This window comes from Enterobacter cloacae (assembly GCF_013375935.1).
Classification (GTDB): Bacteria; Pseudomonadota; Gammaproteobacteria; order Enterobacterales; family Enterobacteriaceae; genus Enterobacter; species Enterobacter pasteurii.
Genome location: NZ_CP056117.1, coordinates 2,774,244 through 2,799,146, shown reverse-complemented (window position 1 = coordinate 2,799,146; position 24,903 = coordinate 2,774,244). Strand labels below are relative to the sequence as shown.

Genomic DNA, 24,903 nt, shown 5'->3' with positions numbered 1-24,903 from the left:
TTGCAAAAAAATGTGACAACGCGCAGGTTTTATCGGAACAGATCTCGCAAATGTCTTGCCCGAGCGTGCTTTTTATTCGGACTGCTCACCCCAATCGTTTACCATAGAGACGTCAATTTTTAACAGGATGAGATTACTGGTGTCTGACTCTGCCGCGCGCCCGACTTTTTTGTTCCACGATTACGAAACCTTTGGCACCCATCCGGCGCTGGACCGACCGGCGCAGTTTGCGGCTATCCGTACCGATGACGAATTTAATATCATCGGCGAGCCCGAGGTGTTTTACTGCAGGCCCGCCGATGACTACCTGCCGCAGCCTGGCGCGGTGATGGTGACAGGCATTACGCCCCAGGAAGCGCGGGAGAAAGGCGTCAGCGAAGCGGAATTTGCCCGCCGTATTCACGATCTGTTTACCGTGCCCCATACCTGCGTGGTGGGCTACAACAACATCCGTTTCGACGATGAAGTGACGCGCAATATCTTCTACCGCAACTTCTACGATCCCTATGCCTGGAGCTGGCAGAACCGCAATTCGCGCTGGGATTTGCTGGATATCATGCGCGCCTGCTATGCGCTGCGCCCGGAGGGGATTACCTGGCCGGAAAACGACGACGGCCTGCCGAGCTTCAGGCTGGAGCACCTGACGAAGGCCAACGGCATCGAGCACAGCAACGCCCACGACGCGATGGCGGACGTCTACGCGACCATCGCCATGGCGAAGCTGGTTAAAACCGCGCAGCCGCGCCTGTTTGAGTACCTGCTAAGCCATCGCAGCAAGCAGAAGCTGATGACGCTGATTGATGTACCGCAGATGAAGCCGCTGGTGCATATTTCGGGGATGTTCGGCGCGTGGCGCGGAAACACGAGCTGGGTGGCGCCGCTCGCCTGGCATCCGGACAACCGTAACGCCGTCATCATGGTGGATCTCGCCGGGGATATTTCGCCGCTGCTTGAGCACGACAGCGACACCTTACGCGAGCGGCTTTATACGCCGAAAGAGGCGCTGGGTGACCTGCCCGCTGTGCCGGTTAAGCTGGTGCATATCAATAAATGCCCTGTACTGGCGCAGGCCAACACGCTGCGCCCGGAAGACGCCGACCGGCTGGGGATTAACCGCCAGCACTGCCTCGATAACCTGAAGGTGCTGCGCGACAACCCGCAGGTGCGCGAGAAAGTCGTCGCCATTTTTGCTGAAGCGGAGCCGTTTGTGCCGTCAGAAAACGTGGATGCACAGCTGTACAACGGCTTCTTTAGCGATGCCGATCGGGCGGCGATGAATATCGTGCTGCAAACCGACCCGCGTAACCTGCCCGCGCTGGATATCACCTTTGCGGATAAGCGTATCGAGAAGCTGATGTTTAACTATCGGGCACGTAACTACCCCGGTACGCTGGATGAAGCAGAGCAGGAGCGCTGGTTACAGCATCGTCGTAACGTCTTTACGCCCGAGTACCTGCACAGCTATGCCCAGGAGCTGGAGATGCTGTACGGCCAGTATGAAGGTAATGCCGAGAAGCAGGCGTTGCTGAAAGCGCTGTACCAGTATGCGCAGGAGATTGTCTGAACCGCAGATATAAAAAAGCCGGAGGCGATGTCTCCGGCTTTTTTTTAACGCGTTAAAACTTACGCTACGTCTTCGTACTGAGGAACCGGGTTGCGGAAGCTCTTCGTTACGCAGGCCAGGTAAACCAGACCGATACCTGCCCAAATCAGGCCAAGCACCATTGAGCTCTCTTCCAGGTTAACCCACAGCGCGCCCACGGTCATAGCACCACACATCGGCAGGAACAGATACTGGAAGTGGTCTTTCAGCGTCTTGTTACGCTTTTCGCGGATCCAGAACTGAGAGATCACCGACAGGTTAACGAAGGTGAACGCCACCAGCGCACCAAAGTTAATCAGCGCCGTTGCCATCACCAGGTCAAAGTTAATCGCCAGAAGCGCGATCGCACCGACCAGAATGATGTTCATCGCCGGGGTACGCCATGTTGGATGTACGTAGCCGAAGAAGCTTTTCGGGAATACGCCATCGCGACCCATAACGTACATCAGACGCGCAACGCCTGCATGCGCGGCCATACCGGACGCCAGTACGGTGATGGTGGAGAAGATCAGCGCACCGACCTGGAAGGCTTTACCCGCCACATAGAGCATAATTTCCGGCTGAGAAGCATCCGGATCTTTGAAGCGAGAGATATCCGGGAAGTACAGCTGGAGGAAATAGGTCGAGAAAATAAAGATCAGGCCACCAATCAGCGCCGTCAGGAAGATTGCACGCGGAATAACGCGCTCTGCATCTTTCGTTTCTTCAGACAGGTTGCTGATACCGTCAAAACCGGTAAAGGAGAAGCACAGAATCGTCGCCCCGGTAATCATCGGGATCACATGCGCATCACCAGACCAGAACGGCTTGCTGCTCGCCAGAGTGCCCGCGCCTTCGCCGTGGAACACACCGTAAATCACCATGCCGAGAATCACGGCAATCAGTACAACCTGAAGCACAACGATAACGGAGTTAAAGTTGGCAACGGACTTGATGCTGCGCAGGTTAAAGGCCGTCATAAAGGCCACCAGCGCCACGACGAACATCCAGGATGGAATCGACGGCACCAGCGCTTCAAAATAGATTTTTGCCAGCAGAATGTTGATCATCGGCGCGAACAGATAGTCGAGCAGCGAAGACCAGCCCACCATAAAGCCGACCGTCGGGCTGATGGATTTCTGGGCATAGGTATAGGCGGAACCGGCAGACGGATAGCGGCGAACCAGTTTACCGTAGCTGAGCGCGGTAAAGAGGATCGCAATCAGTGCAAAGCCGTAAGCCGTCGGCACATGACCGTCCGTGAGGCCTGATACGATACCGAATGTATCGAACAGCGTCATTGGTTGCATATAGGCCAGGCCCATCATGACAACCGGAATCAACGTAAGCGTTTTACGTAATTCCACGCGAGAGGTGTTTGGAGTTGCGTTATGCGACATAGTTATTCTCCTTTACGGTGATAACCGCCACGTAAGCGAAAAATTGCCCCATTTCTTTCTTCCTCAGCGACAACAACTGTCGGATTTTAGTAAATATCTATCCGGTACGAAGCCCGGCCTCTTGGTTTTTAGTTTCGTTTCGTACATGCAAAAAAAAATAACCGACGCCTTTTATATCGTCGATTATTCATTTGTTTGCAGCGGCGGCATTTTGCCCTATTCCAGATACAAAACGCAATACATTGAGAAACAAGCCCATAAATTAATTTTTCTAACTGGTTGATTTCCCATCATCTGCCTGAGTGTAAACGGCGGCGATAGCACTATTTGCTAAAATTTCGTCTCGCCACCAGGCGCTGGCAAGCCCTGCGGTTTGTTCATTCCAGCCCACCCAAACCGATTCGTTACTGCGTTGCGCTAAAACCTGTTTTTCCACCAGCGCTCCGCTTTCAATAAACCGCTGCGCTAAATAGCGGGGAAGATAACCGCACCCCAGGCCGCTAATTTGCAGTTCGAGCTTGGTTTTAAAATCAAAAACGGTGATGGCCTCCTGCTCGTCTAGTAATTGCGATGATATGCCGCACTCCGGACGCGCGCTGTCGCCTACCACAATGGCGCGATGGTTTTTAATCACGCGTCGGGTGACGGGCTCTGGTTCATTTGCCAGCGGGTGATGAGGTGCTACGGCGAAAATCTGCTCCAGAACGCCCAGGCGGGCATAGCCAAATTCACTCAGCTGGGGTGGTTCATGCAGCGCCCCAACGATGATATCCGCCCTGCCCTGCGTTAAGGCGTCCCACGAGCCGCCCAGCACGCCGTTGATAAAAATCAGCCGCGTGACGCTGTGGCGCTGATAAAACGCCTCGATGAGCGGCGTAAGCAGCGAAAAAGGGAACGTGTCATCTACCCCAATGACCAGCTCATTTTCCCAGCCCTGGTGGAGCTTAACGGCCTGTTTTTCCAGCTCGCGCACCGAATGCAGCACGTCGCGCCCCTTTTCCAGCAGCATCTGCCCTGTGCGGGTAAAGCGCGCTCGATGACCGGTGCGGTCAAGGATTTGGATATTAAGATCGCTCTCAAGCTTTTGAACGGCATAGCTCAGGGCCGAAGGCGTTTTGTAGAGCTTTGCCGAAGCGGCGGCAAAGCTCCCCTCTTTTTCCAGCGCATCCAGAATAACGAGAACATCCAGCAGCGGTTTCATCTTCGCCCCCTTGCGGTGTGCGATTGTCTCCGCCAGTGCAGTTATTCCATCGGCATAACCAGCGGATCGGGATACTGATACTCAAACCCAAGCTCATGGCAAATGCGATTGCCATCAACAATTTTGCCTTTGCGATCGCCCTGCGCATCGCTGAATACCGGCGGAGCCAGGCCAAGCTGGCGCGCCATCAGCGGATAAAAGGTACTGCGCGGTGGATGCGAAGGCGCACATATATTATAGATGTGCCCCCCTTTTGGAGCCTGTAAAAGCAGCTCTATCGCGCTGACAACGTCCGCCAGATGCACCAGATTGACGCCGTGCTGGCCGTCCGGCGCCGATTTCCCGGCAAAGAAGCGTCCCGGATGACGCCCCGGCCCCACCAGCCCGGCGAGGCGTAAAATATCCACCTGCGTGCCGGGCAGGTTATGCAGCCAGTCCTCCAGCTCTTTCAGCACCCGGCCGCTGGCGGTCACCGGACGGCGCTCGGTGCTCTCCTTCGCCGTGCCGTCGATGTCGCCATAAACCGACGTGGAGCTGGTAAAGATGATGCGCGGAATATGGTGCGCCAGCGCGCTGTCCACAATCTCCTGTACGGCCTGCAGATAAAACGTCTCTCCCGGCCCGCTGCGCCGCGCCGGCAGGGTAATCACCAGCGCGTCCACATTCATCAGCTCATCCAGCTCGTCCGTATCGCAAATTAGCTCGGGTTCGAGACGCAGCTCGACGCCCTCAATGCCGCACATGCGCGCCGCTTCAACCCCGTCCCGCGTGGTCTTACTTCCCGTCACCTGCCAGCCTTTCGCGGCTAATGACATCGCCAGCGGCATTCCTAACCACCCTAAACCGACAATCGCGACCTTTTTCATGTACATTCTCCGCTTAACTCCGCCTTTTATAAGGCTACGCCAGCCTGATGGAACGCACAATTCATAGCATCAATATGAAATGAATTAATGATCAAAAAAAGCCCTTGCTTTCTGGCGTACAACTGGTTTAGGTTAAAAGACATCAAATGCATAAGCATTCAACGAGAATTTATATGACACGCGTTCCGTTTAAAAACCACCACCATCACCATCATCCTGACTAGTCTTTCAGGCGATGTGTGCTGGAAGACGTTTGGATCTTCCAGTGGTGCATGAACGCATGAAAAAGCCCCCGGAAGATCGCCTTCCGGGGGCTTTTTTTTGGACCGCATTCAGACAGGTTATTACAGGTTAACGAGGAACACAGAATGTTAGATAACGCACGTTTACGCATAGCTATTCAAAAATCAGGCCGTTTAAGCGACGATTCACGCGAACTGCTGGCCCGCTGCGGGATTAAAATTAACCTGCACACCCAGCGCCTGATCGCCCTTGCTGAAAATATGCCGATCGATATTCTGCGCGTGCGTGATGACGATATTCCTGGCCTGGTGATGGACGGCGTCGTTGACCTCGGCATCATCGGCGAAAACGTGCTGGAAGAAGAGCTGCTCACCCGCCGCGCTCAGGGTGAAGATCCGCGCTACTTTACCCTGCGCCGTCTGGACTTCGGCGGGTGCCGCCTGTCGCTGGCGACGCCGGTTGATGAAGCGTGGGACGGCCCGGCCGCGCTTAACGGTAAACGTATCGCCACCTCTTACCCTCACCTGCTGAAGCGTTACCTCGATCAGAAAGGCGTTCAGTTCAAATCCTGCCTGCTGAACGGTTCCGTGGAAGTGGCCCCGCGTGCGGGCCTGGCCGATGCCATCTGTGACCTCGTCTCCACCGGCGCCACGCTGGAAGCGAACGGCCTGCGCGAAGTGGAGGTCATCTACCGCTCCAAAGCGTGCCTTATCCAGCGCGACGGCGATATGGCCGACGCCAAACAGCAGCTCATCGACAAACTGCTGACCCGCATTCAGGGCGTGATTCAGGCGCGTGAATCCAAGTACATCATGATGCACGCCCCAACCGAACGTCTGGATGAGGTAATTGCCCTGCTGCCGGGCGCCGAGCGCCCAACCATCCTGCCGCTGGCGGGCGACCAGCAGCGCGTGGCGATGCACATGGTCAGCAGCGAAACCCTGTTCTGGGAAACCATGGAAAAACTGAAGGCGCTGGGGGCAAGCTCTATTCTGGTGCTGCCAATTGAGAAGATGATGGAGTAACGGCCATGGGTTTTAACACAATCATCGACTGGAATACGTGCAGCGACGCGCAGCAGCGCGAGCTGCTGATGCGTCCGGCCATTTCCGCCTCTGAAAGCATTACCCGCACCGTGGCGGAGATCCTCGACAACGTCAAAGCCCGCGGGGACGATGCCCTGCGCAAGTACAGCGCAACGTTTGATAAAACCGAAGTTAACGAGTTACGGGTTACCGCCCAGGAGATCGCCGAGGCGGAAAGCCGCCTTGGGGACGAGATCAAACAGGCGATGGCCGTCGCGGTGAAAAATATTGATACCTTCCACACCGCGCAGGTACTGCAGGCCGTAGACGTGGAAACCCAGCCCGGCGTGCGCTGCCAGCAGGTGACGCGCCCGGTGGCCTCCGTCGGCCTCTATATTCCCGGCGGCTCTGCTCCGCTGTTTTCGACCGTACTGATGCTGGCAACCCCGGCACGCATTGCCGGCTGCCAGAAAGTGGTGCTGTGCTCTCCGCCACCGATTGCCGATGAGATCCTCTACGCGGCAAAACTCTGCGGCGTGCAGGCGGTATATAAGGTGGGCGGAGCGCAGGCGATTTCCGCCATGGCGTTCGGAACGGAGTCTGTTCCCAAGGTCGACAAAATTTTTGGCCCGGGCAACGCGTACGTTACCGAAGCGAAGCGCCAGGTCAGCCAGCGTCTGGATGGCGCCGCGATTGATATGCCTGCCGGGCCGTCTGAAGTACTGGTGATCGCCGACAGCGGCGCCACGCCAGACTTCGTGGCCTCTGACCTGCTCTCGCAGGCCGAGCATGGCCCAGATTCGCAGGTGATTTTACTGACGCCAGATGCCGATATGGCAAAACGCGTGGGCGAGGCCGTTGAGCGCCAGCTTGCCGACCTGCCGCGCGCGGAAACGGCGCGTCAGGCGCTATCGGCCAGCCGACTGATTGTGGCTCGCGATCTCGACCAGTGTATTGCCATCTCCAACCAGTACGGCCCGGAGCACCTGATTATTCAGACCCGCAACGCGCGCGAGCTGGTTGACGGCATTACCAGCGCCGGCTCGGTGTTCCTCGGCGACTGGTCACCGGAGTCCGCCGGGGATTACGCCTCCGGCACCAATCACGTGCTGCCGACGTACGGCTATACCTCAACCTGCTCAAGCCTGGGGCTGGCAGATTTCCAGAAGCGCATGACCGTGCAGGAACTCTCCCGCGAGGGGTTTGCCTCGCTCGCGTCGACCATTGAAACCCTGGCCGCCGCCGAGCGCCTGACCGCCCACAAAAATGCCGTGACGCTGCGCGTTGCCGCCCTGAAGGAGCAAGCATGAACATTGAAGAATTAGCCCGCGAAAATGTCCGCCGCCTGACGCCCTATCAGTCCGCGCGCCGTCTGGGCGGAAACGGCGACGTCTGGCTGAACGCTAACGAGTATCCAACGGCGGTGGCCTTCGAGCTGTCGCAGCAGACGCTGAACCGCTACCCGGAGTGCCAGCCGAAAGCGGTGATCGAAAACTACGCGCAGTACGCGGGCGTGAAGCCTGAGCAGGTGCTGGTCAGCCGCGGGGCGGACGAAGGCATTGAGCTGCTGATCCGCGCCTTCTGCGAGCCGGGTAAAGACGCGGTGATGTACTGCCAGCCCACCTACGGGATGTACAGCGTCAGCGCCGAAACCTTCGGCGTGGCCTGCCGCAACGTGCAGGCGCTGGAAAACTGGCAGCTCGACCTGCAGGGCATCGCCGATAACCTCGACGGCGTAAAGGTGGTGTTTGTCTGTAGCCCAAACAACCCGACCGGACAGATTATTGATCCGCAGGACGTTCGCGCCCTGCTGGAGATGACCCGCGGCAAAGCGCTGGTGGTGGCTGACGAAGCGTACATTGAGTTTTGCCCGCAGGCGACGCTGGCGGGCTGGCTTGAAGAATATCCGCATCTCGTCGTGCTGCGCACCCTGTCAAAAGCCTTTGCCCTCGCCGGCCTCCGCTGCGGGTTTACGCTGGCGAATAAGGCCGTTATCGACCTGCTGCTGAAAGTGATCGCCCCTTACCCGCTTTCAACGCCGGTTGCCGACATCGCGGCACAGGCGCTGGCCCCGCAGGGGATTGAAGCGATGCGCGAGCGCGTGGCGCAGATCCTTGAAGAGCGCCAGTATCTGGTCGAGGCCCTGAAGGCTATTCCGTGCGTGGAGCAGGTGTTCGATTCGGAAACCAACTACATCCTCGCGCGCTTTACTGCCTCAAGCGCGATATTTAAATCGCTGTGGGATCAGGGCATTATCTTACGAGACCAGAATAAACAACCTTCCCTGAGCGGCTGCCTGCGTATTACCGTCGGCACTCGTGCAGAGAGCCAGCGCGTGATTGACGCCCTGAAAGCGGAGAAAGTATGAGTCAGAAAACCCTCTTTATCGATCGTGACGGCACCCTCATATCGGAGCCACCCAGCGATTTTCAGGTCGACCGTTTCGACAAGCTGGCGTTTGAACCCGACGTGATCCCGGTGCTGCTGAAGCTTCAGAAAGCGGGCTATAAGCTGGTGATGATCACCAACCAGGATGGTCTGGGTACCGCGAGCTTCCCGCAGGCGGACTTCGACGGCCCGCACAACCTGATGATGCAGGTGCTGACCTCGCAGGGCGTGGTGTTTGAAGAAGTGCTGATCTGCCCGCACATGCCTGCCGACGAGTGCGACTGCCGTAAGCCTAAAGTGAAGCTCGTCGAGCGCTATCTGGCGGAAGAAGCGCTTGATAAAGCGAACAGCTACGTCATCGGCGATCGCATCACGGATATCACCCTGGCGGAAAACATGGGCATCGCGGGCCTGCGCTACAGCCGTGACGCGCTTAACTGGACGATGATTGGCGAACAGCTGACCAGACGCGACCGCTATTCGCACGTTGAGCGTAACACCAAAGAGACGCAGATCGACGTTAAGGTCTGGCTCGATCGCGAAGGCGGGAGCAAGATCCACACCGGCGTCGGCTTCTTCGACCATATGCTGGACCAGATCGCGACCCACGGCGGCTTCCGGATGGAAATCTCCGTTAAGGGCGATCTCTATATTGACGATCACCACACCGTGGAAGACACGGGACTGGCGCTGGGCGAAGCCCTGAAGCTGGCGCTGGGCGACAAGCGCGGCATCAACCGTTTTGGCTTTGTCCTGCCGATGGACGAATGCCTGGCGCGCTGTGCGATGGATATTTCCGGTCGTCCACACCTGGAATACAAAGCCGACTTCACCTACCAGCGCGTGGGCGATCTCAGCACCGAGATGGTGGAGCACTTCTTCCGCTCGCTGACTTACACGATGAGCCTGACGCTGCACCTGAAAACCAAAGGTAAAAACGATCACCACCGAGTGGAGAGCCTGTTCAAAGCCTTTGGCCGTACCCTGCGCCAGGCGATCCGCGTTGACGGTGATGCCCTTCCCTCGTCGAAAGGAGTGCTGTAATGAACGTGGTGATTCTGGATACCGGCTGCGCCAACCTGAACTCCGTGCGCTCGGCAATTATGCGTCACGGCTATGAGCCGGCGGTGAGCCGCGACCCGGACGTGGTGCTGCGCGCGGATAAACTCTTTTTGCCGGGCGTAGGCACCACCCAGGCGGCGATGGATCAGATCCACGAGCGCGAGCTGGTTGAACTCATTAAAGCCTGTACCCAGCCGGTGCTGGGCATTTGCCTGGGCATGCAGCTGCTCGGCCGCCGCAGCGACGAGAGTAACGGCGTTGACCTGCTGGGAATTATTGAAGAAGACGTGCCGAAAATGGCCGACCACGGCCTGCCGCTGCCGCACATGGGCTGGAATCGCGTCTATCCGAAGGCGGGCAACAGGCTGTTCCAGGGTATCGAAGACGGCGCGTACTTCCACTTCGTCCACAGCTACGCGATGCCCGTTAATACGTACACCATTGCCCAGTGCAGTTACGGCGAGGCGTTCACCGCCGCGGTACAGAAAGATAATTTTTACGGCGTGCAGTTTCACCCGGAACGCTCCGGCGCCGCCGGCGCACAGCTGCTGAAAAACTTCCTGGAGATGTGATGATTATTCCCGCTTTAGATTTAATTGACGGCACGGTGGTTCGCCTCCATCAGGGCGATTATGGCCAGCAGCGCGACTACGGCAACGACCCGCTGCCGCGTCTCCAGGCGTATGCGGCACAGGGGGCTGAGGTGCTGCACCTCGTCGATTTAACCGGCGCGAAAGATCCGGCGAAACGCCAGATCCCGCTGCTGAAAAAACTGGTGGCTGGCGTGGACATTCCCGTGCAGGTTGGCGGCGGCGTGCGTACGGAAGACGACGTTGAGGCACTGCTGGACGCTGGCGTGGCGCGGGTGGTGGTCGGTTCGACCGCCGTAAAAGATCCTGAGACGGTCAAGGGCTGGTTCCGCCGCTTCGGCGCGGATGCGTTGGTGCTGGCGCTGGACGTGCGCATCGACGAGCAGGGTAACAAGCAGGTCGCGGTCAGCGGCTGGCAGGAGAACTCTGGCGTTACCCTGGAGGAACTGGTCGATATTTATCTTCCCGTTGGCCTGAAGCACGTGCTGTGCACGGATATCTCCCGCGATGGCACGCTGGCCGGCTCTAACGTTTCGCTGTACGAAGAGGTCTGCGCGCGTTATCCGCAGGTGGCATTCCAGTCTTCTGGGGGTATCGGTGATATTGGCGACGTGGCCGCGCTGCGCGGGACCGGCGTGAAGGGTGTGATTGTGGGTCGGGCCCTGCTGGAAGGAAAATTTACTGTAACGGAGGCGATTCAATGCTGGCAAAACGGATAATTCCCTGCCTGGACGTGCGCGACGGTCAGGTGGTTAAGGGCGTGCAGTTCCGCAACCACGAAATCATTGGCGACATCGTTCCGCTGGCTAAACGCTATGCCGACGAAGGCGCAGACGAGCTGGTATTTTATGATATCACCGCCTCCAGCGATGGCCGCGTGGTGGACAAAAGCTGGGTGGCGCGCGTGGCGGAGGTGATCGACATCCCCTTCTGCGTGGCGGGCGGGATCAAATCCGCTGATGACGCGGCCAAAATTCTCTCTTTCGGTGCGGACAAAATTTCCATCAACTCCCCTGCGCTGGCAGACCCCGAGCTGATCACCCGTCTGGCCGATCGCTTTGGCGTGCAGTGTATTGTAGTAGGCATCGACACCTGGCATGACGCCGCAACGGGCAAGTATCACGTCAACCAATACACCGGCGATGAAAGCCGCACGCGCGTGACGCAGTGGGAGACGCTGGACTGGGTGCAGGAAGTGCAGAAACGCGGCGCGGGTGAGATCGTGCTGAACATGATGAACCAGGACGGGGTGCGTAACGGTTACGACCTCGAGCAGCTGAAAAAAGTGCGCGCCGTGTGCCGGGTTCCGCTGATTGCCTCCGGCGGTGCGGGCACCATGGAACACTTCCTGGAAGCCTTCCGCGATGCAAACGTGGACGGCGCGCTGGCCGCGTCCGTGTTCCACAAGCAGATTATCAATATTGGTGAGTTAAAAACGTACCTGGCCGACCAGGGCGTGGAGATCAGGGTATGTTAACAGAGCAACAACGGGCGCAGCTGGACTGGGAAAAAACTGACGGATTACTGCCGGTGGTTGTACAACATGCCGTATCAGGCGAAGTGCTGATGCTGGGATATATGAACCAGGAGGCGCTGGCGAAAACGATCGACAGCGGTAAGGTGACGTTTTTCTCGCGCACCAAACAGCGCCTGTGGACCAAAGGTGAAACCTCAGGTCATTTCCTGAACGCGGTAAGCATTACGCCGGATTGCGATAACGACACCCTGCTGGTGCTGGCAAACCCGATTGGGCCAACCTGCCACAAAGGAACCAGCAGCTGCTTTGGCGAGGCGAGCCACCAGTGGCTGTTCCTTTATCAGCTTGAACAATTGCTGGCAGAGCGTAAAACGGCGGATCCCGAGAGCTCGTACACCGCAAAGCTGTACGCCAGCGGCACCAAGCGCATTGCGCAGAAGGTGGGTGAGGAAGGCGTTGAAACGGCGCTGGCTGCCACCGTGAATGACCGGGAGGAGCTGACGAACGAAGCGTCGGATTTGATGTATCACCTGCTGGTGCTGCTTCAGGATCAGGAGCTGGATTTGACAGCGGTGATTGAGAATTTACGTAAGAGACACAAATAAAAAAGACCGGGGAAACCCGGTCTTTTTTTGTCTGCAAATCAGGCTTTCGGCCTGTAGTTTCTCAGCGCGTTACGGCCAAGAACAACACCAGAACCGATAATCCCTCCGAGGAGTACGGCGAGGATCAGGGTGATAGCTTTTTTCGGGCTGTCGCGACGGATAGGAAGATTCGGTTTCATAACGTAACGGTAGACGTGTACTGTGTCCGGGTTAACGTTAAGATTCTGAATATCCAGTAAGTTTTGCTTGGTCTGATAGTAGGCACCTGAGAAAACGAGCGGACGGGATGCCTCGTTATCAATCATTGACTTCAGCGCTTCAGTGCCCAGCAGGAACATGGTTTCCTGAGTAACGTCCTGAGTTTGCTGGAGCTGCGGAGTGCTAATTTTCGCGGCCTCCGCGTTTTTATACGCCTCAGTAATCTGCTTAATACGCAGATCTTTTTGCTCCTGAGCTACTTTTTCCTGGTTCTGAAGAGAGTCGTTCAGGGTAGTGATCTGCTGCTTAAGATTATCCTTCAGGTCAAGAGTCAGTTCTTTGGCCGTCTGCTCATCAACCTGCTGAATATACTGTGCAAGTTGCTTTTGTGCGGCTTCAGCTGATTCGCCCTGATATGTAACCGTTAAGGGTAAGCTCTGCCCCTTGACGGTAGGTTCAATTGTGAGTATTTCAGGGACCTCTTGGTTTTCAAGAGCTTGCGCTAAAGCAGAAAAAGAAGAATTGAAACGGCCAATAGCGCGACCTTGAATATCCTGCATTGAAGGTGCGGCGCTACCATAGAGAATATTCAATGCATTCGCGTAAGTTGCAATTTGCGCTGCGTCAGGCTGGGCGATGATCGCCGACGAGGTCCACTTTTCTTTTGCAATGGTGATATAAACGCCAGCAAGAACGATAAAAACAGCAATAAACGCTCCAATTACCCACTTGCCGCGCCACAGCTGTAGTACTAAATCCAGTAAATCAATTTGCTCCGGGTCATTGCTGCGAGTGACCAGGCTATTGTTGTTTTGCGTCATACAATCCCTAACAGATCAAAAAAGGGCAAAAAGAAACATGTCTACCTAGTGTATCTGTTGCTACGGATTTTTCTATAAGAATCCGATGAGTTATATCGGAAAGATGGGTTATGTATGTGAAGAACAACGCGCTATCATAGCCGGAATTTGATGTCTTGTGGCATCAACAAGAACACTGTTTTAATGAGGGAAGCTATGAAATTTCTGGTTACGGGCGCAGCGGGGTTTATCGGTTCTCACGTCAGCAAGCGCTTGCTTGATGCGGGGCATGAGGTCGTTGGCATTGATAACCTCAATGATTATTACGACGTCAATCTTAAGCTGGCACGCCTGGACTTACTGAAATCCGAGCGTTTCACTTTCCTCAAGCTGGATTTAGCGGACCGTGAGGGCATGGCAACGCTGTTTGCTGAGGAGAAATTTGACCGCGTCATCCATCTTGCCGCACAGGCTGGCGTCCGTTACTCGCTTGAAAACCCCCACGCCTATGCCGATGCCAACCTTGTAGGCCATCTTAACGTGCTGGAAGGCTGTCGCCACAATAAGGTTCAGCATCTTCTGTATGCATCATCCAGCTCCGTTTACGGCCTTAACCGTAAGATGCCGTTTTCCACTGACGATTCCGTGGACCACCCGGTATCCCTGTATGCGGCCACTAAAAAAGCTAATGAACTGATGTCGCATACCTATTCGCATCTGTACAACCTGCCAACCACTGGCCTGCGCTTCTTCACCGTGTATGGCCCGTGGGGACGCCCTGACATGGCGCTGTTCAAATTCACCAAAGCTATGATTGAAGGTAGCAGCATCGACGTATACAACTACGGCAAGATGAAACGCGACTTCACCTACATCGATGATATTGCCGAAGCGATTATTCGCCTGCAGGACGTCATTCCCGAGGCCAATGCCGACTGGACGGTCGAAGCGGGTTCACCTGCAACCAGTTCTGCTCCATACCGCGTATACAACATCGGCAACAGCTCTCCGGTAGAGCTGATGGACTACATCACAGCGCTGGAAGAGGCTCTGGGCAAAGAAGCGGAAAAAAATATGATGCCTATCCAGCCGGGTGACGTACTGGAGACCAGTGCAGACACCAGAGCGCTGTATGACGTCATTGGGTTTAAACCGCAGACCTCCGTCAAGGAGGGCGTGAAAAACTTCGTCGACTGGTACCGCAACTTTTACAACGTTTAAAAACAGAAAACCCGGCTAAAGGCCGGGTTTTTTATGTGCGACAGTTAGCGCTCAGTCACTACCAAACAGGTCACGGGTATAGACTTTATCTTTGACGTCAGCCAGCTCTTCTGCCATGCGGTTAGAGATAATCACGTCCGCTTCTTTCTTAAACACATCCAGATCGCGAATTACGCGCGAGTGGAAGAACTCGTCTTCCTGCATGGCCGGTTCATAAATGATGACCTGCACGCCTTTTGCCTTAATACGCTTCATGATCCCCTGAATGGAAGAGGCGCGGAAGTTATCCGAACCGCTCTTCATGATCAGTCGATACACCCCCACCACTTTTGGCTGGCGCGCCAGGATGGAATCCGAGATGAAGTCTTTACGCGTACGGTTAGCATCCACAATTGCGGAAATCAGGTTGTTTGGCACCGCCTGATAGTTTGCGAGCAGCTGCTTGGTGTCTTTTGGCAGACAGTAACCGCCGTAACCGAATGACGGGTTGTTGTAGTGGTTACCAATACGCGGGTCGAGGCACACGCCTTCAATAATCTGACGTGTGTTCAGGCCTAAGCTCTCTGCATAGCTGTCCAGCTCGTTGAAGTAAGCCACGCGCATTGCCAGATAGGTGTTAGCGAAAAGCTTAATCGCCTCCGCTTCAGTTGAGTCGGTGAACAGAACCGGGATATCTTGCTTGATGGCGCCTTCCTGAAGCAGCGCCGCAAAACGCTCCGCACGCTCAGAGCGCTCACCGATCACGATTCGGGATGGGTGCAGGTTATCGTATAACGCCCTGCCCTCGCGGAGAAACTCCGGCGAGAAGAAGACATTATCAATACCCAACTCTTCTTTAATCGATTTGGTGAAGCCTACCGGAATGGTCGATTTGATAACCATTACGGCGTTAGGATTGATCGCTACAACGTCTTTAATAACTGCCTCAACGGTAGAGGTGTTGAAGTAGTTGGTTTTCGGATCGTAGTCGGTTGGTGTGGCGATGATGACGTAATCCGCATCACGATACGCATCTTCTTTATCCGTGGTAGCTCGGAAGTTCAGCGTTTTGTTCGCAAGATATTCCTGGATTTCTTTATCGACAATTGGAGACTGCTTCTGGTTGAGCATGTCCACTTTGGCCTGCACGATATCCAGCGCAACCACTTCATGGTTTTGCGCAATCAGGATACCGTTTGAGAGACCAACATAGCCTGTTCCGGAGATGGTTATTTTCATTTATTTGACTTCTACACGTTTGAGTTTTTGGTAGCCTTGAAGCGGCCACCACAATGATTATCTGGGAGTTTTTTAGCGCTAATACTCATTCACTGTCAAGGTTACAGAATTTTTAGAAAATGTTTTTGCTCATCAAAACGGCTTATCACTACACTAAGCAAAGCGCCTGTTTTTCAGCGACAATAAGACCTTAAAGGGGATTCGCCAGTAAGCAGAGGAAAACTGCTTACTGCGTCAAATCAGACTAATCCCTTGGTCAGATTCAAAAGATATTGACCATATCCGGTCTTTTTCAGCGGCTCAGCAAGCACAAGAAGTTGCTCAGCATCGATAAAACCTCGACGGAATGCGATCTCTTCAGGGCAAGAAACCTTGAGTCCCTGTCGCTCTTCGATAGTGGCAATAAAATTGCTCGCCTCGATCATACTCTGGTGCGTACCGGTATCCAGCCAGGCGTAACCACGTCTCATCATCGCGACGGACAATCGTCCCTGCTGCATATAGATGCGGTTGATGTCGGTAATTTCCAGCTCACCGCGGTCGGACGGGCTTAAACTTTTCGCCATCTCAATCACATCATTGTCGTAAAAATAGAGGCCCGTTATTGCATAATTACTTTTAGGTTCCTGAGGCTTCTCCTCAAGGCCGATTGCTGTACCGTCCTTATCAAATTCAACAACACCATAGCGTTCCGGGTCGCTAACATGATAAGCGAATACGGTCGCTCCCTCCTGCTGGCCAGCCGCGCCTTCAAGCAGTCTGGGGAGGTCGTGCCCGTAGAAAATGTTATCACCTAAAACCAGGGCACAGTTATCCTTACCAATGAACTCTTCACCAAGAATAAAAGCCTGCGCCAGGCCATCCGGACTCGGCTGCACTTTGTACTGAATATGTAACCCCCACTGGCTACCATCACCAAGCAGTTGCTCGAAACGGGCAGTGTCCTGCGGGGTGCTAATAATCAGAATATCCCTAATGCCAGCCAGCATTAGCGTAGAGAGCGGATAGTAGATCATCGGTTTGTCGTAAATCGGCAGCAATTGCTTACTTACCGCCATCGTTACGGGGTAGAGGCGTGTACCCGATCCGCCCGCGAGAATAATACCTTTACGGTTCGTCATTTACTTACGTTCCCCATAATTCTGTTCAATCCAGGATTTATAAGCGCCACTTTTGACATTAGAAACCCATTCCTGGTTGTTCAGATACCACTCAACGGTTTTACGAATACCGCTTTCGAACGTTTCAAGAGGTGTCCACCCTAACTCGGCGCTAATTTTGTGAGCGTCTATCGCATAGCGTCTGTCATGCCCAGGCCTGTCCGCTACGTAAGTAATCTGTTCCCGATAGGATGTTTCCTTCGGTACTATTTCATCCAGAAGATCACAAATGGTGTGCACAACTTCAATATTCTTTTTCTCGTTATGACCACCAATATTATACGTTTCACCGGGTTTACCGGATTTCAAAACGGTATACAGCGCGCGAGCATGATCTTCAACGTACAGCCAGTCACGGATCTGGTCTCCCTTACCGTAAATAGGTAATGCTTTGTTTTCCAGAGCGTTAAGTATGACAAGCGGGATCAATTTTTCTGGGAAATGATACGGTCCGTAGTTATTTGAACAATTTGTCACAATGCCCGGCAGTCCGTACGTTCGGATCCACGCACGAACCAGGTGATCGCTTGACGCTTTCGAGGCTGAATAGGGGCTGCTTGGATGATATGCCGTTTTTTCAGTAAAAAGGGGCAATGGCGTGGATTCATGATATTCATCAGGGTGAGGTAAATCTCCATATACCTCATCGGTTGAAATATGATGAAAACGGAAGGCCAGTTTCCCCGCGTTATCCAGTGCAGACCAGTAGGCACGGCTAGCTTCTAACAGGTTATACGTCCCCACTATATTGGTTTCAATAAATGCGGCGGGTCCGGTAATAGATCGATCGACATGGCTCTCCGCAGCTAAATGCATGACAGCATCCGGTTTGTGCGTGGCGAAAATACGGGCCATTGCCTCTTTATCACATATATCAGCGTGCTCAAAGTCATAGCGCTCGCTATCGCTTACCTCACGTAAGGATTCCAGATTACCGGCATAGGTCAATTTATCAACGTTAACGACGCTATCCCGAGTATTGCTGATGATATGTCGGATAACTGCAGAACCGATAAAGCCGGCGCCGCCAGTAACAAGAATTTTCACGCAATCTATTCCGTTAAAAAGTAAGGGGGATTAAATATGATAAAAAAGCCCGGTATCGCTACCGGGCTTGTTGGAATGGCAATACGAGGAAATCAATCCAGCCATTCGGTGTGGAACACACCTTCTTTATCCGTACGCTTATAGGTATGCGCACCGAAGTAGTCACGCTGTGCCTGAATCAGGTTCGCAGGCAGAACGGCAGCACGGTAGCTATCGTAGTACGCCACAGCAGCGGAGAAGGTCGGAACCGGAATACCGTTTTGCACGGCGTAAGCAACTACATCACGCAGCGCCTGCTGGTATTCGTCAGCAATCTGTTTGAAGTAAGGCGCCAGCAGAAGGTTGGCAATACCCGCATTTTCAGCATAGGCGTCGGTGATTTTCTGCAGGAACTGAGCGCGAATGATGCAGCCAGCACGGAAGATCTTCGCGATCTCGCCATAGTTCAGATCCCAGTTGTTTTCGTCTGAAGCTGCACGCAGCTGAGAGAAGCCCTGCGCGTAAGAGACGATTTTACCCAGATACAGTGCACGACGTACTTTTTCAACGAACTCAGCTTTTTCACCGGCTGGTTTAGCCTGCGGGCCGGACAGCACTTTGGATGCCGCAACGCGTTGCTCTTTAAGAGAAGAGATGTAACGCGCGAATACAGATTCGGTGATCAGGGACAGCGGCTCGCCCAGATCCAGAGAACTCTGGCTGGTCCATTTACCGGTACCTTTGTTCGCCGCTTCATCCAGAATCACATCGACCAGGTATTTACCCTCTTCATCTTTCTTAGTGAAGATATCTTTGGTGATGTCAATCAGGTAGCTGTTCAGCTCGCCTTTGTTCCACTCGGTAAAGGTCTCAGCCAGTTCTTCGTTAGAGAGGTTCAGGCCGCCTTTCAGCAGGGAGTAAGCTTCGGCAATCAGCTGCATATCGCCGTATTCGATGCCGTTGTGAACCATCTTCACATAGTGGCCAGCACCGTCAGGACCAATATAGGTTACGCATGGCTCACCATCTTCAGCCACGGCTGCGATTTTGGTCAGGATTGGCGCGACCAGTTCGTACGCTTCTTTCTGGCCGCCAGGCATGATAGATGGACCTTTCAAAGCGCCCTCTTCCCCGCCGGACACGCCCGTGCCAATGAAGTTAAAGCCTTCAGCAGACAGTTCACGATTACGACGAATGGTGTCGTGGAAGAAGGTGTTACCACCATCGATGATGATGTCGCCTTTATCCAGATATGGCTTCAGGGAGTCGATGGCAGCATCGGTACCTGCGCCCGCTTTAACCATTAACAGGATACGACGAGGTGTTTCCAGAGACTCAACAAACTCTTTAACCGTATAGAAAGGAACCAGTTTCTTTCCCGGATTCTCAGCGATGACTTCTTCGGTCTTATCACGGGAGCGGTTGAAAACGGAGACGGTATAACCACGGCTTTCGATGTTGAGCGCCAGGTTGCGCCCCATCACTGCCATACCGACAACGCCGATCTGTTGCTTGGACATTACATACTCCTGTCAGGTGTGGTCGCCGCGACTTATGCACGGCTTGAATGTATGAATGATGTTAACTCAAATAATACGCTACTGTGTAGTACAAGATGCCGTTAAGTACAGGGCATATGTAACTAAAGATCTGCCTAATCTAAAGCCGTAAGATATATTATGCCGAAAAGAATAAAATCCGCTGCTGAAAATTAGAGAAATTTAGTGATTTGATCCAAGATAGTTTCTACATATACCTTAGCTTGTCCCTCATCAGCCGCTTCAGTGTAACAACGCAACTCTGGTGCATTACCTGACGGTCTAAGGTGAACAATATCGCCGTTGTCAAGAATAAAACGAACACCATCCGTTTGATCGATATTTGTGCAATATCGCGGCGCTAAACCAAGTTGATTTAGAAATTTTTCTGGCGATGCAACAGCGGAAACTAAGATTTGCTTACTCTTTTCCGAATCAAAATTCTTAACTCGGTCAGACCAGGTAAAACGTTGAGGGAGATTCTCGACTAGAGATGAAATATTACCATTACCAGAGGCGATGAGTAGCATTAACGCTGGTAAAAGCGCGTCGCGAGTTGGTAATTTTGATAAAACCTGACCGTTAATAATCATATCGGTTGCGAGTAAATATCCCCCGTTCGCTTCAAAACCAGCAACATTATCATATTTCTTCGTCAACGCTTCGAATGCTGAAATGACGTAAGGAGAACCAATTTTAGTTCGTTCAACATTCTTAAACCGATGAGTTAACTCAACTGCGGTATTACAACTTACAGGAATAGAAAGGGCATCTATATTCAATTGAATAGATGTCAATAGTCCTAAAATATCTCCACGCAACCAAGTACCTTTCTCATCGGCCACCAGCGGACGATCACCATCTCCGTCGGTTGAAAAAATGGCATCTAATTGATGTTCTTCGGACCATTTCAGCGCAAGAACTCTATCCTCGTCGCCTACCGCTTCTGTATCAATTGGAATAAAGTCATTACTACGGCCAAGTGATACAACTTCAGCCCCTAAAATATTAAACAATTTCGAATATAAATCACGCCCTGCACTAGAATGTTCATAGACACCAATTTTTTTTACCTTTGAGGACATTTTTATCGAACAGATCAGCATAACGTGCAATATAAGCATTTGCAGCATCTGGTATGGCAAATAGTTCAGGAAGGTTTACACACGACGAAAAATGATAATCACTATTTATAATAGCTTGTTCATCGGCTTTGGATATTTCACCATCTGGCCTATAAAATTTAAGTCCATTGCGATCAAAAGGAATGTGGCTACCGGTTACCATAACGCAGGGGATTTTTTTTTGCATTGAATAATAGGCTAAGGCAGGTGTGGGAATCACACCATGAAACTCAACATTGAATCCCTGCTTTACAATCGCATCTGCACATGACTGAGCAATTTCATAACTGCTAGGCCGATTATCAATAGCTAATGCAACGGTATTAAAGTAATAATTATTTCTCAAATCACTTAGGAAGGCATGTACGAAAGCAGAGCAGACATTATGGTTAAAATCAGTTACCAAACCACGCGCGCCGCTTGTTCCAAAAACAATATTACTATTTGCAATGATTTTTTTACATGATAGCATTAGGTGTTGTTCCATTTATTTATCATCCATTCTTAGAATATCTTCTTCGGATATTAAATTCCCGACCTGTACTTCAATGATTATTAAGGGTAAAGTTCCCGGATTCATTATAGAATGTTGTTGCCCAACCTTGATAAAAGTCGATTCATTCTCAGTAAGATAAAAATAATCATTATCAATCTTTATTTTGGCTGTTCCTGATACGACAATCCAATGTTCATTTCTATGATAATGCAATTGATTTGATATTTTTGAACCTGGCTTTATTGTTATTCGGTTGACCAAATAGTTATTATTGGTATCAATTCGCTCAATCTCTCCCCATGATCTAAATTCATTTTTAAAATATGAAAGTTCAGGTCTATTTTTCTGTTGCAGTATTGAAGTTATAGCTTTAATATCTTGCACATGATTTTTATGGGCAATTAAAAGAGCATCTTTTGTATTTACAATAATATGATCATTTACACCGACAGTGGCGACCAATGAAGAATCAGACCGTATGTAGTTTCCGGTACAATTGTTGGTAATAACATCTCCACTAATGTAGTTCCCAGAAGAATCCTTGTTTGATAATTCCCATAATGCAGCCCATGAACCAACATCATTCCATTTGGCTTGTAATGGCACCACAACTGCTTTGTCAGTTTTTTCCATGATGGCATAATCAACAGATTCAGATATGCAATTTTTAAAAATCTGATGATCAACTCTGATAAAATCTAAGTCACGAAGAGAATTTTTGACAGACAATTCACAACATTCATATATATCCGGAGCATATTGTTTTAGTTGTTCAAGAAAAGCAGATGCTCTAAACATAAACATTCCGCTATTCCACAAATATTCGCCAGATGAAACATATGATAAAGCAGTATCAAGATCAGGTTTTTCTTTAAAAGAATTTACTACGTAAACATCAGAACCTATATCATTACCTTTTCTAATATAGCCATAACCTGTCTCAGGTCGATCAGGTACAATACCAAAAGTTACCAAGAACCCTTTGGATGCAGATTCTTGAGCAATATTAATTGCCCGTATGAATTTGTCATTTTCCTCAATAGCGTGATCGGCTGCAAGAACTAATAATAGCGGATCCATGCCTTCTTTTAATGCATGGAAAGCAGCCAAGGCAACGGCAGGACAAGTGTTCTTCCCCTCAGGCTCAAGTAAAATACCACTAACCTTAGATGTTGAGTTTTTTACTTGTTCTGCAACAAGGAATCTATGGTCTTCATTACTGACTATCAAAGCTGGGACATGTTTGATCTTTTCTAAACGTTTAAGTGTGTCAATCAATAATGATTCAGATGATACTAGATTATGAAATTGCTTAGGAAAATATTTTCTTGAAAGTGGCCAGAGTCTAGTGCCGACTCCTCCAGCCATAATAACTGGTAGTATCATTTATTAATCCAATAATTTTTCAATATCATTAACAAGTGGAGTAATCATTGACTCCCATGAAAATTTTGTTTCAACAAAAGTGCGTGCATTGTTCGCTATGTCTTTGTAAAAACTTTGATTATTAACAAGCTTGGATATAGCATCCCGATACTGGGAAAGAGAATCAGCTACTATCAATTCATTATTTTTTGTAGCGCCAATCCCCTCAAAACCAACCGTTGAAGTAATACACGGTAAACCTAAGGCCATATATTCTAAGATCTTATTTTGTACACCTGCGCCTAGACGCATCGGACAAACTCCAATATGACCATTTTCACACGCCTCATTAATATCATTAACAGAGCCAATAGCATTGACATTAGGAATATTATTCAAATATTCTTTGTCAGAGTCTCTTATTTTACCGATCACATTAAAAATTACTTTCCTATTATTTAACGACAAATGTGGCAGTATTTTTTTAGCAAACCATCTCGCTGCATCCATATTTTGTAATGAGTGCATGTTACCTATAAAGACAATTATTATTGGATTATCACAATGAAGGGTTCTATTTTTAAACATTAATGATTTCGTATCAACACCGTTTGGATAGACCTTTATTGTTGGAGATGAATTTGGATATAAATATTGTCTATCAACATTAGAAATGAATGAAACCAGGTCGAATTTTGAAGCAATTTGCTTTTCGTATCTCTCAAGCCTTTTTTGTTCTAATCGATAAATAAATGTTCGTAAATTTTTGGTTTCATTTAATTCTGCTACCCTCTTATAGTTTAGAGAAATAGCGTCTGTCATTTCAAGGATAGTTCTAATATTTTTATCCTTAATATACTCGCCAGTTCGTATAAGATGAGCAAAAACTGCATCATGAAAAGGTATAAGTTCCTTTATTTTTAGTTCAAATTTAGCAGAACTATAATATGCAATCTGAAGAGGTTTGCTGCTCGGAAGTGCTTTAATAACATTAAGTTTTGATTTAAGCGGAGAAAGATAAACTCGTTCTATTCTGGAAAAAACACTATCGGAAACTGGTAAACTCATTTCCTCTTCCGACTCGCACAGAGAAAGTAATGTTAATTCGAATTTTTTAGAAAGTTGTTCGCATATTTTGTAAATACGAAGCCTATCACCTCCGATTACTGGAAAAGGGAAACGAGGAGAAAGAACCAATAATTTTTTCATAAAATATTCCGTCGAAAAGACTCAATGCCTGCTTTAAGGCTGTAATATTCGTTAAAAACTTGATACGGTTTATTATTAGCATTTTTTTTTATCTGTTCTACTTTCTCAACCATTTCTTGCAATATTTTACTATTAACATCATCAAATAGATTCGAATTAACTGAAAAAACCACACGGTTATCGATAGCATATTTATAACCGTATGCACTATCTTCATCAGTAATGACAAATAAATTATAACTTAACGCCTCTGCTATTTTTGTTTTCATTCCGCTGCCATATTTTACAGGGCAGAGATATAACATTGCTTTTCGATATAATTCTGACATTTTTGACGATGAAACATCACTGTAAATGCTTAAATTTTCTGGGAGCGTTAAGTTTGCTTCCTTAATAAAATTATCAAGTCCTCTTCCTGAAACACAAAATTTTAGATTTTTATTGTTATTTGCAAGAGTAACTATGCGAGACAATGCATGTTGATTTGGATAAAAATCAAAACTACCGCTAAAAAATAGATATCCTTCGCTATTATCATTTGGGCACGGTGAGGAATCTAATAAAACTGGAACAATGAAAGATTTTTTTTGGAGGTTAATCTTCAATTTTTTTTCTGTAGCATCTTTATCTTCTTCTGTTATAAACGATATCATCTCACAGTTTCGAACTGAAGAAGATTCAGAAAAAGGGATAAGGAAGGTATCAATTATGATTAATATTTTTTTTAGAATCCCGGTGTTTACATTGACCTCTCGAATTAACAAGCTCTCTACATTATCCGAATGGCAGATAATTTTTTTATTTTTCAAAATAAATTTAATGATTTTGGCTAAAAAACCTAGTCTCGTGCTATGAAAAGCGATGATGTCATATTTTTTTGAAAAAATTAAAATGTTAAAAACATAGGCGCCAATATAAGAAGGACAAAATAGTATTCGACCAATTAAGTCGGTAAAAATATTTTTTTTTACTTTGTAATCGGGGCTATTTTTAGAAAAGATGTCTACTTTTGTTCCACTCATTTCATATAACGACTTAAGTGTACGTAAGTAAATCCCACCTCCGGTTTGTTCGTAAATAGAATTAATAGAAACCAATAATACTTTCAT

The 24,903-nt window shown here is 50.3% G+C and carries 23 protein-coding genes, 1 pseudogene and 1 other annotated feature; of the genes and pseudogenes, 11 read left to right on the top strand and 13 right to left on the bottom strand.

Annotated elements, in window-relative coordinates; genetic code table 11:
* Window positions 1-127: 127 nt before the first annotated feature.
* Window positions 128-1,564, top strand: a complete 1,437-nt coding sequence (gene sbcB, locus HWQ14_RS13100; protein WP_413815245.1) for an exodeoxyribonuclease I — start codon at window positions 128-130, stop codon at window positions 1,562-1,564.
* Between the two features lie 59 nt (window positions 1,565-1,623).
* On the opposite strand, the gene plaP is transcribed toward sbcB, so the two are convergent.
* From plaP to HWQ14_RS13080, 4 genes are all read right to left on the bottom strand, one after another.
* On the bottom strand, window positions 1,624-2,982 hold the full coding sequence (gene plaP / locus HWQ14_RS13095) for a putrescine/proton symporter PlaP (protein WP_003859499.1): 1,359 nt from the start codon (window positions 2,980-2,982) through the stop codon (window positions 1,624-1,626).
* Window positions 2,972-3,034, bottom strand: a complete 63-nt coding sequence (gene yoeI / locus HWQ14_RS13090; protein WP_099458931.1) for a membrane protein YoeI — start codon at window positions 3,032-3,034, stop codon at window positions 2,972-2,974. The genes plaP and yoeI overlap by 11 nt, the downstream gene beginning before the upstream one ends.
* A 219-nt stretch (window positions 3,035-3,253) precedes the next feature.
* Entirely contained in the window at window positions 3,254-4,183 is a 930-nt protein-coding gene (locus tag HWQ14_RS13085; RefSeq protein WP_176609959.1) for a LysR substrate-binding domain-containing protein, read from the bottom strand.
* Window positions 4,184-4,224: 41 nt separating this feature from the next.
* Entirely contained in the window at window positions 4,225-5,049 is an 825-nt protein-coding gene (locus HWQ14_RS13080) for an SDR family oxidoreductase (protein ID WP_176609958.1), read from the bottom strand.
* Between the two features lie 173 nt (window positions 5,050-5,222).
* Here HWQ14_RS13080 and hisL point away from each other — a divergent pair, with 173 nt between their 5' ends.
* The 9 genes from hisL (at window position 5,223) to hisIE (ending at window position 12,439) form a co-directional block, all read left to right on the top strand.
* A complete protein-coding gene (hisL, locus tag HWQ14_RS13075; protein WP_099516347.1) occupies window positions 5,223-5,273 on the top strand; it encodes a his operon leader peptide in 51 nt (16 codons plus the stop codon).
* Window positions 5,249-5,372: a sequence feature (His leader region), on the top strand. Its footprint overlaps the gene before it by 25 nt.
* Window positions 5,373-5,417: 45 nt before the next feature.
* Window positions 5,418-6,317: an ATP phosphoribosyltransferase gene (gene hisG, locus HWQ14_RS13070; protein ID WP_148418207.1), complete on the top strand. Its 900-nt coding sequence runs from the start codon at window positions 5,418-5,420 to the stop codon at window positions 6,315-6,317.
* Window positions 6,318-6,322: 5 nt separating this feature from the next.
* Window positions 6,323-7,627: a histidinol dehydrogenase gene (gene hisD, locus HWQ14_RS13065; protein WP_176609957.1), complete on the top strand. Its 1,305-nt coding sequence runs from the start codon at window positions 6,323-6,325 to the stop codon at window positions 7,625-7,627.
* A complete protein-coding gene (gene hisC / locus HWQ14_RS13060; RefSeq protein ID WP_176609956.1) occupies window positions 7,624-8,685 on the top strand; it encodes a histidinol-phosphate transaminase in 1,062 nt (353 codons plus the stop codon). Before hisD ends, hisC begins: the two co-directional genes overlap by 4 nt.
* Window positions 8,682-9,749, top strand: coding sequence for a bifunctional histidinol-phosphatase/imidazoleglycerol-phosphate dehydratase HisB (gene hisB, locus HWQ14_RS13055; protein ID WP_176609955.1), 1,068 nt, complete (start codon window positions 8,682-8,684; stop codon window positions 9,747-9,749). Before hisC ends, hisB begins: the two co-directional genes overlap by 4 nt.
* Window positions 9,749-10,339 carry an imidazole glycerol phosphate synthase subunit HisH gene (gene hisH, locus HWQ14_RS13050; RefSeq protein WP_176609954.1) on the top strand — a complete coding sequence of 197 codons (591 nt, stop codon included), beginning with the start codon at window positions 9,749-9,751 and terminating at the stop codon, window positions 10,337-10,339. Before hisB ends, hisH begins: the two co-directional genes overlap by 1 nt.
* A complete protein-coding gene (hisA, locus tag HWQ14_RS13045; protein WP_176609953.1) occupies window positions 10,339-11,076 on the top strand; it encodes a 1-(5-phosphoribosyl)-5-[(5-phosphoribosylamino)methylideneamino]imidazole-4-carboxamide isomerase in 738 nt (245 codons plus the stop codon). The genes hisH and hisA overlap by 1 nt, the downstream gene beginning before the upstream one ends.
* Entirely contained in the window at window positions 11,058-11,834 is a 777-nt protein-coding gene (gene hisF / locus HWQ14_RS13040; RefSeq protein WP_148418213.1) for an imidazole glycerol phosphate synthase subunit HisF, read from the top strand. The genes hisA and hisF overlap by 19 nt, the downstream gene beginning before the upstream one ends.
* Entirely contained in the window at window positions 11,828-12,439 is a 612-nt protein-coding gene (gene hisIE / locus HWQ14_RS13035; protein WP_176609952.1) for a bifunctional phosphoribosyl-AMP cyclohydrolase/phosphoribosyl-ATP diphosphatase HisIE, read from the top strand. The genes hisF and hisIE overlap by 7 nt, the downstream gene beginning before the upstream one ends.
* A gap of 38 nt (window positions 12,440-12,477) precedes the next feature.
* Here the strand turns inward: hisIE and wzzB are convergent, their stop codons facing one another.
* Window positions 12,478-13,458 (bottom strand): LPS O-antigen chain length determinant protein WzzB, encoded by a 981-nt coding sequence (wzzB, locus tag HWQ14_RS13030; protein ID WP_176609951.1) that lies wholly within the window; start codon window positions 13,456-13,458, stop codon window positions 12,478-12,480.
* 195 nt (window positions 13,459-13,653) lie between these two features.
* Between wzzB and HWQ14_RS13025 the strand changes: the two genes are divergently transcribed.
* Window positions 13,654-14,658: an NAD-dependent epimerase gene (locus HWQ14_RS13025; protein WP_176609950.1), complete on the top strand. Its 1,005-nt coding sequence runs from the start codon at window positions 13,654-13,656 to the stop codon at window positions 14,656-14,658.
* A 51-nt stretch (window positions 14,659-14,709) separates the two neighbouring features.
* On the opposite strand, the gene ugd is transcribed toward HWQ14_RS13025, so the two are convergent.
* From ugd to HWQ14_RS12985, 8 genes and pseudogenes are all read right to left on the bottom strand, one after another.
* Complete coding sequence (gene ugd / locus HWQ14_RS13020) at window positions 14,710-15,876, bottom strand: UDP-glucose 6-dehydrogenase (protein WP_176609949.1); 1,167 nt, start codon at window positions 15,874-15,876, stop codon at window positions 14,710-14,712.
* 239 nt (window positions 15,877-16,115) lie between these two features.
* Window positions 16,116-16,997 carry a glucose-1-phosphate thymidylyltransferase RfbA gene (gene rfbA / locus HWQ14_RS13015; RefSeq protein ID WP_176609948.1) on the bottom strand — a complete coding sequence of 294 codons (882 nt, stop codon included), beginning with the start codon at window positions 16,995-16,997 and terminating at the stop codon, window positions 16,116-16,118.
* Complete coding sequence (gene rfbB, locus HWQ14_RS13010; RefSeq protein ID WP_176609947.1) at window positions 16,998-18,083, bottom strand: dTDP-glucose 4,6-dehydratase; 1,086 nt, start codon at window positions 18,081-18,083, stop codon at window positions 16,998-17,000. It lies immediately after the preceding gene.
* 92 nt (window positions 18,084-18,175) lie between these two features.
* Window positions 18,176-19,582, bottom strand: a complete 1,407-nt coding sequence (gene gndA / locus HWQ14_RS13005) for an NADP-dependent phosphogluconate dehydrogenase (RefSeq protein WP_176609946.1) — start codon at window positions 19,580-19,582, stop codon at window positions 18,176-18,178.
* 191 nt (window positions 19,583-19,773) lie between these two features.
* Window positions 19,774-21,196: pseudogene (locus HWQ14_RS13000) on the bottom strand (phosphomannomutase).
* A gap of 15 nt (window positions 21,197-21,211) precedes the next feature.
* Window positions 21,212-22,606 carry a mannose-1-phosphate guanylyltransferase/mannose-6-phosphate isomerase gene (locus HWQ14_RS12995; protein ID WP_148418220.1) on the bottom strand — a complete coding sequence of 465 codons (1,395 nt, stop codon included), beginning with the start codon at window positions 22,604-22,606 and terminating at the stop codon, window positions 21,212-21,214.
* A 3-nt stretch (window positions 22,607-22,609) separates the two neighbouring features.
* Complete coding sequence (locus HWQ14_RS12990; protein WP_176609945.1) at window positions 22,610-23,794, bottom strand: glycosyltransferase family 4 protein; 1,185 nt, start codon at window positions 23,792-23,794, stop codon at window positions 22,610-22,612.
* Window positions 23,791-24,903 (bottom strand): glycosyltransferase, encoded by a 1,113-nt coding sequence (locus tag HWQ14_RS12985; RefSeq protein WP_176609944.1) that lies wholly within the window; start codon window positions 24,901-24,903, stop codon window positions 23,791-23,793. Before HWQ14_RS12985 ends, HWQ14_RS12990 begins: the two co-directional genes overlap by 4 nt.

Bases quoted from the DNA above. Each gene is read 5' to 3' on its own strand.
- sbcB (WP_413815245.1), top strand. From the start codon at position 128: ATGAGATTACTGGTGTCTGACTCTGCCGCGCGCCCGACTTTTTTGTTC.
- plaP (WP_003859499.1), bottom strand. From the start codon at position 2,982: ATGTCGCATAACGCAACTCCAAACACCTCTCGCGTGGAATTACGTAAA.
- HWQ14_RS13085 (WP_176609959.1), bottom strand. From the start codon at position 4,183: ATGAAACCGCTGCTGGATGTTCTCGTTATTCTGGATGCGCTGGAAAAA.
- HWQ14_RS13080 (WP_176609958.1), bottom strand. From the start codon at position 5,049: ATGAAAAAGGTCGCGATTGTCGGTTTAGGGTGGTTAGGAATGCCGCTG.
- hisG (WP_148418207.1), top strand. From the start codon at position 5,418: ATGTTAGATAACGCACGTTTACGCATAGCTATTCAAAAATCAGGCCGT.
- hisD (WP_176609957.1), top strand. From the start codon at position 6,323: ATGGGTTTTAACACAATCATCGACTGGAATACGTGCAGCGACGCGCAG.
- hisC (WP_176609956.1), top strand. From the start codon at position 7,624: ATGAACATTGAAGAATTAGCCCGCGAAAATGTCCGCCGCCTGACGCCC.
- hisB (WP_176609955.1), top strand. From the start codon at position 8,682: ATGAGTCAGAAAACCCTCTTTATCGATCGTGACGGCACCCTCATATCG.
- hisH (WP_176609954.1), top strand. From the start codon at position 9,749: ATGAACGTGGTGATTCTGGATACCGGCTGCGCCAACCTGAACTCCGTG.
- hisA (WP_176609953.1), top strand. From the start codon at position 10,339: ATGATTATTCCCGCTTTAGATTTAATTGACGGCACGGTGGTTCGCCTC.
- hisF (WP_148418213.1), top strand. From the start codon at position 11,058: ATGCTGGCAAAACGGATAATTCCCTGCCTGGACGTGCGCGACGGTCAG.
- hisIE (WP_176609952.1), top strand. From the start codon at position 11,828: ATGTTAACAGAGCAACAACGGGCGCAGCTGGACTGGGAAAAAACTGAC.
- wzzB (WP_176609951.1), bottom strand. From the start codon at position 13,458: ATGACGCAAAACAACAATAGCCTGGTCACTCGCAGCAATGACCCGGAG.
- HWQ14_RS13025 (WP_176609950.1), top strand. From the start codon at position 13,654: ATGAAATTTCTGGTTACGGGCGCAGCGGGGTTTATCGGTTCTCACGTC.
- ugd (WP_176609949.1), bottom strand. From the start codon at position 15,876: ATGAAAATAACCATCTCCGGAACAGGCTATGTTGGTCTCTCAAACGGT.
- rfbA (WP_176609948.1), bottom strand. From the start codon at position 16,997: ATGACGAACCGTAAAGGTATTATTCTCGCGGGCGGATCGGGTACACGC.
- gndA (WP_176609946.1), bottom strand. From the start codon at position 19,582: ATGTCCAAGCAACAGATCGGCGTTGTCGGTATGGCAGTGATGGGGCGC.
- HWQ14_RS12995 (WP_148418220.1), bottom strand. From the start codon at position 22,606: ATGATACTACCAGTTATTATGGCTGGAGGAGTCGGCACTAGACTCTGG.
- HWQ14_RS12990 (WP_176609945.1), bottom strand. From the start codon at position 23,794: ATGAAAAAATTATTGGTTCTTTCTCCTCGTTTCCCTTTTCCAGTAATC.
- HWQ14_RS12985 (WP_176609944.1), bottom strand. From the start codon at position 24,903: ATGAAAGTATTATTGGTTTCTATTAATTCTATTTACGAACAAACCGGA.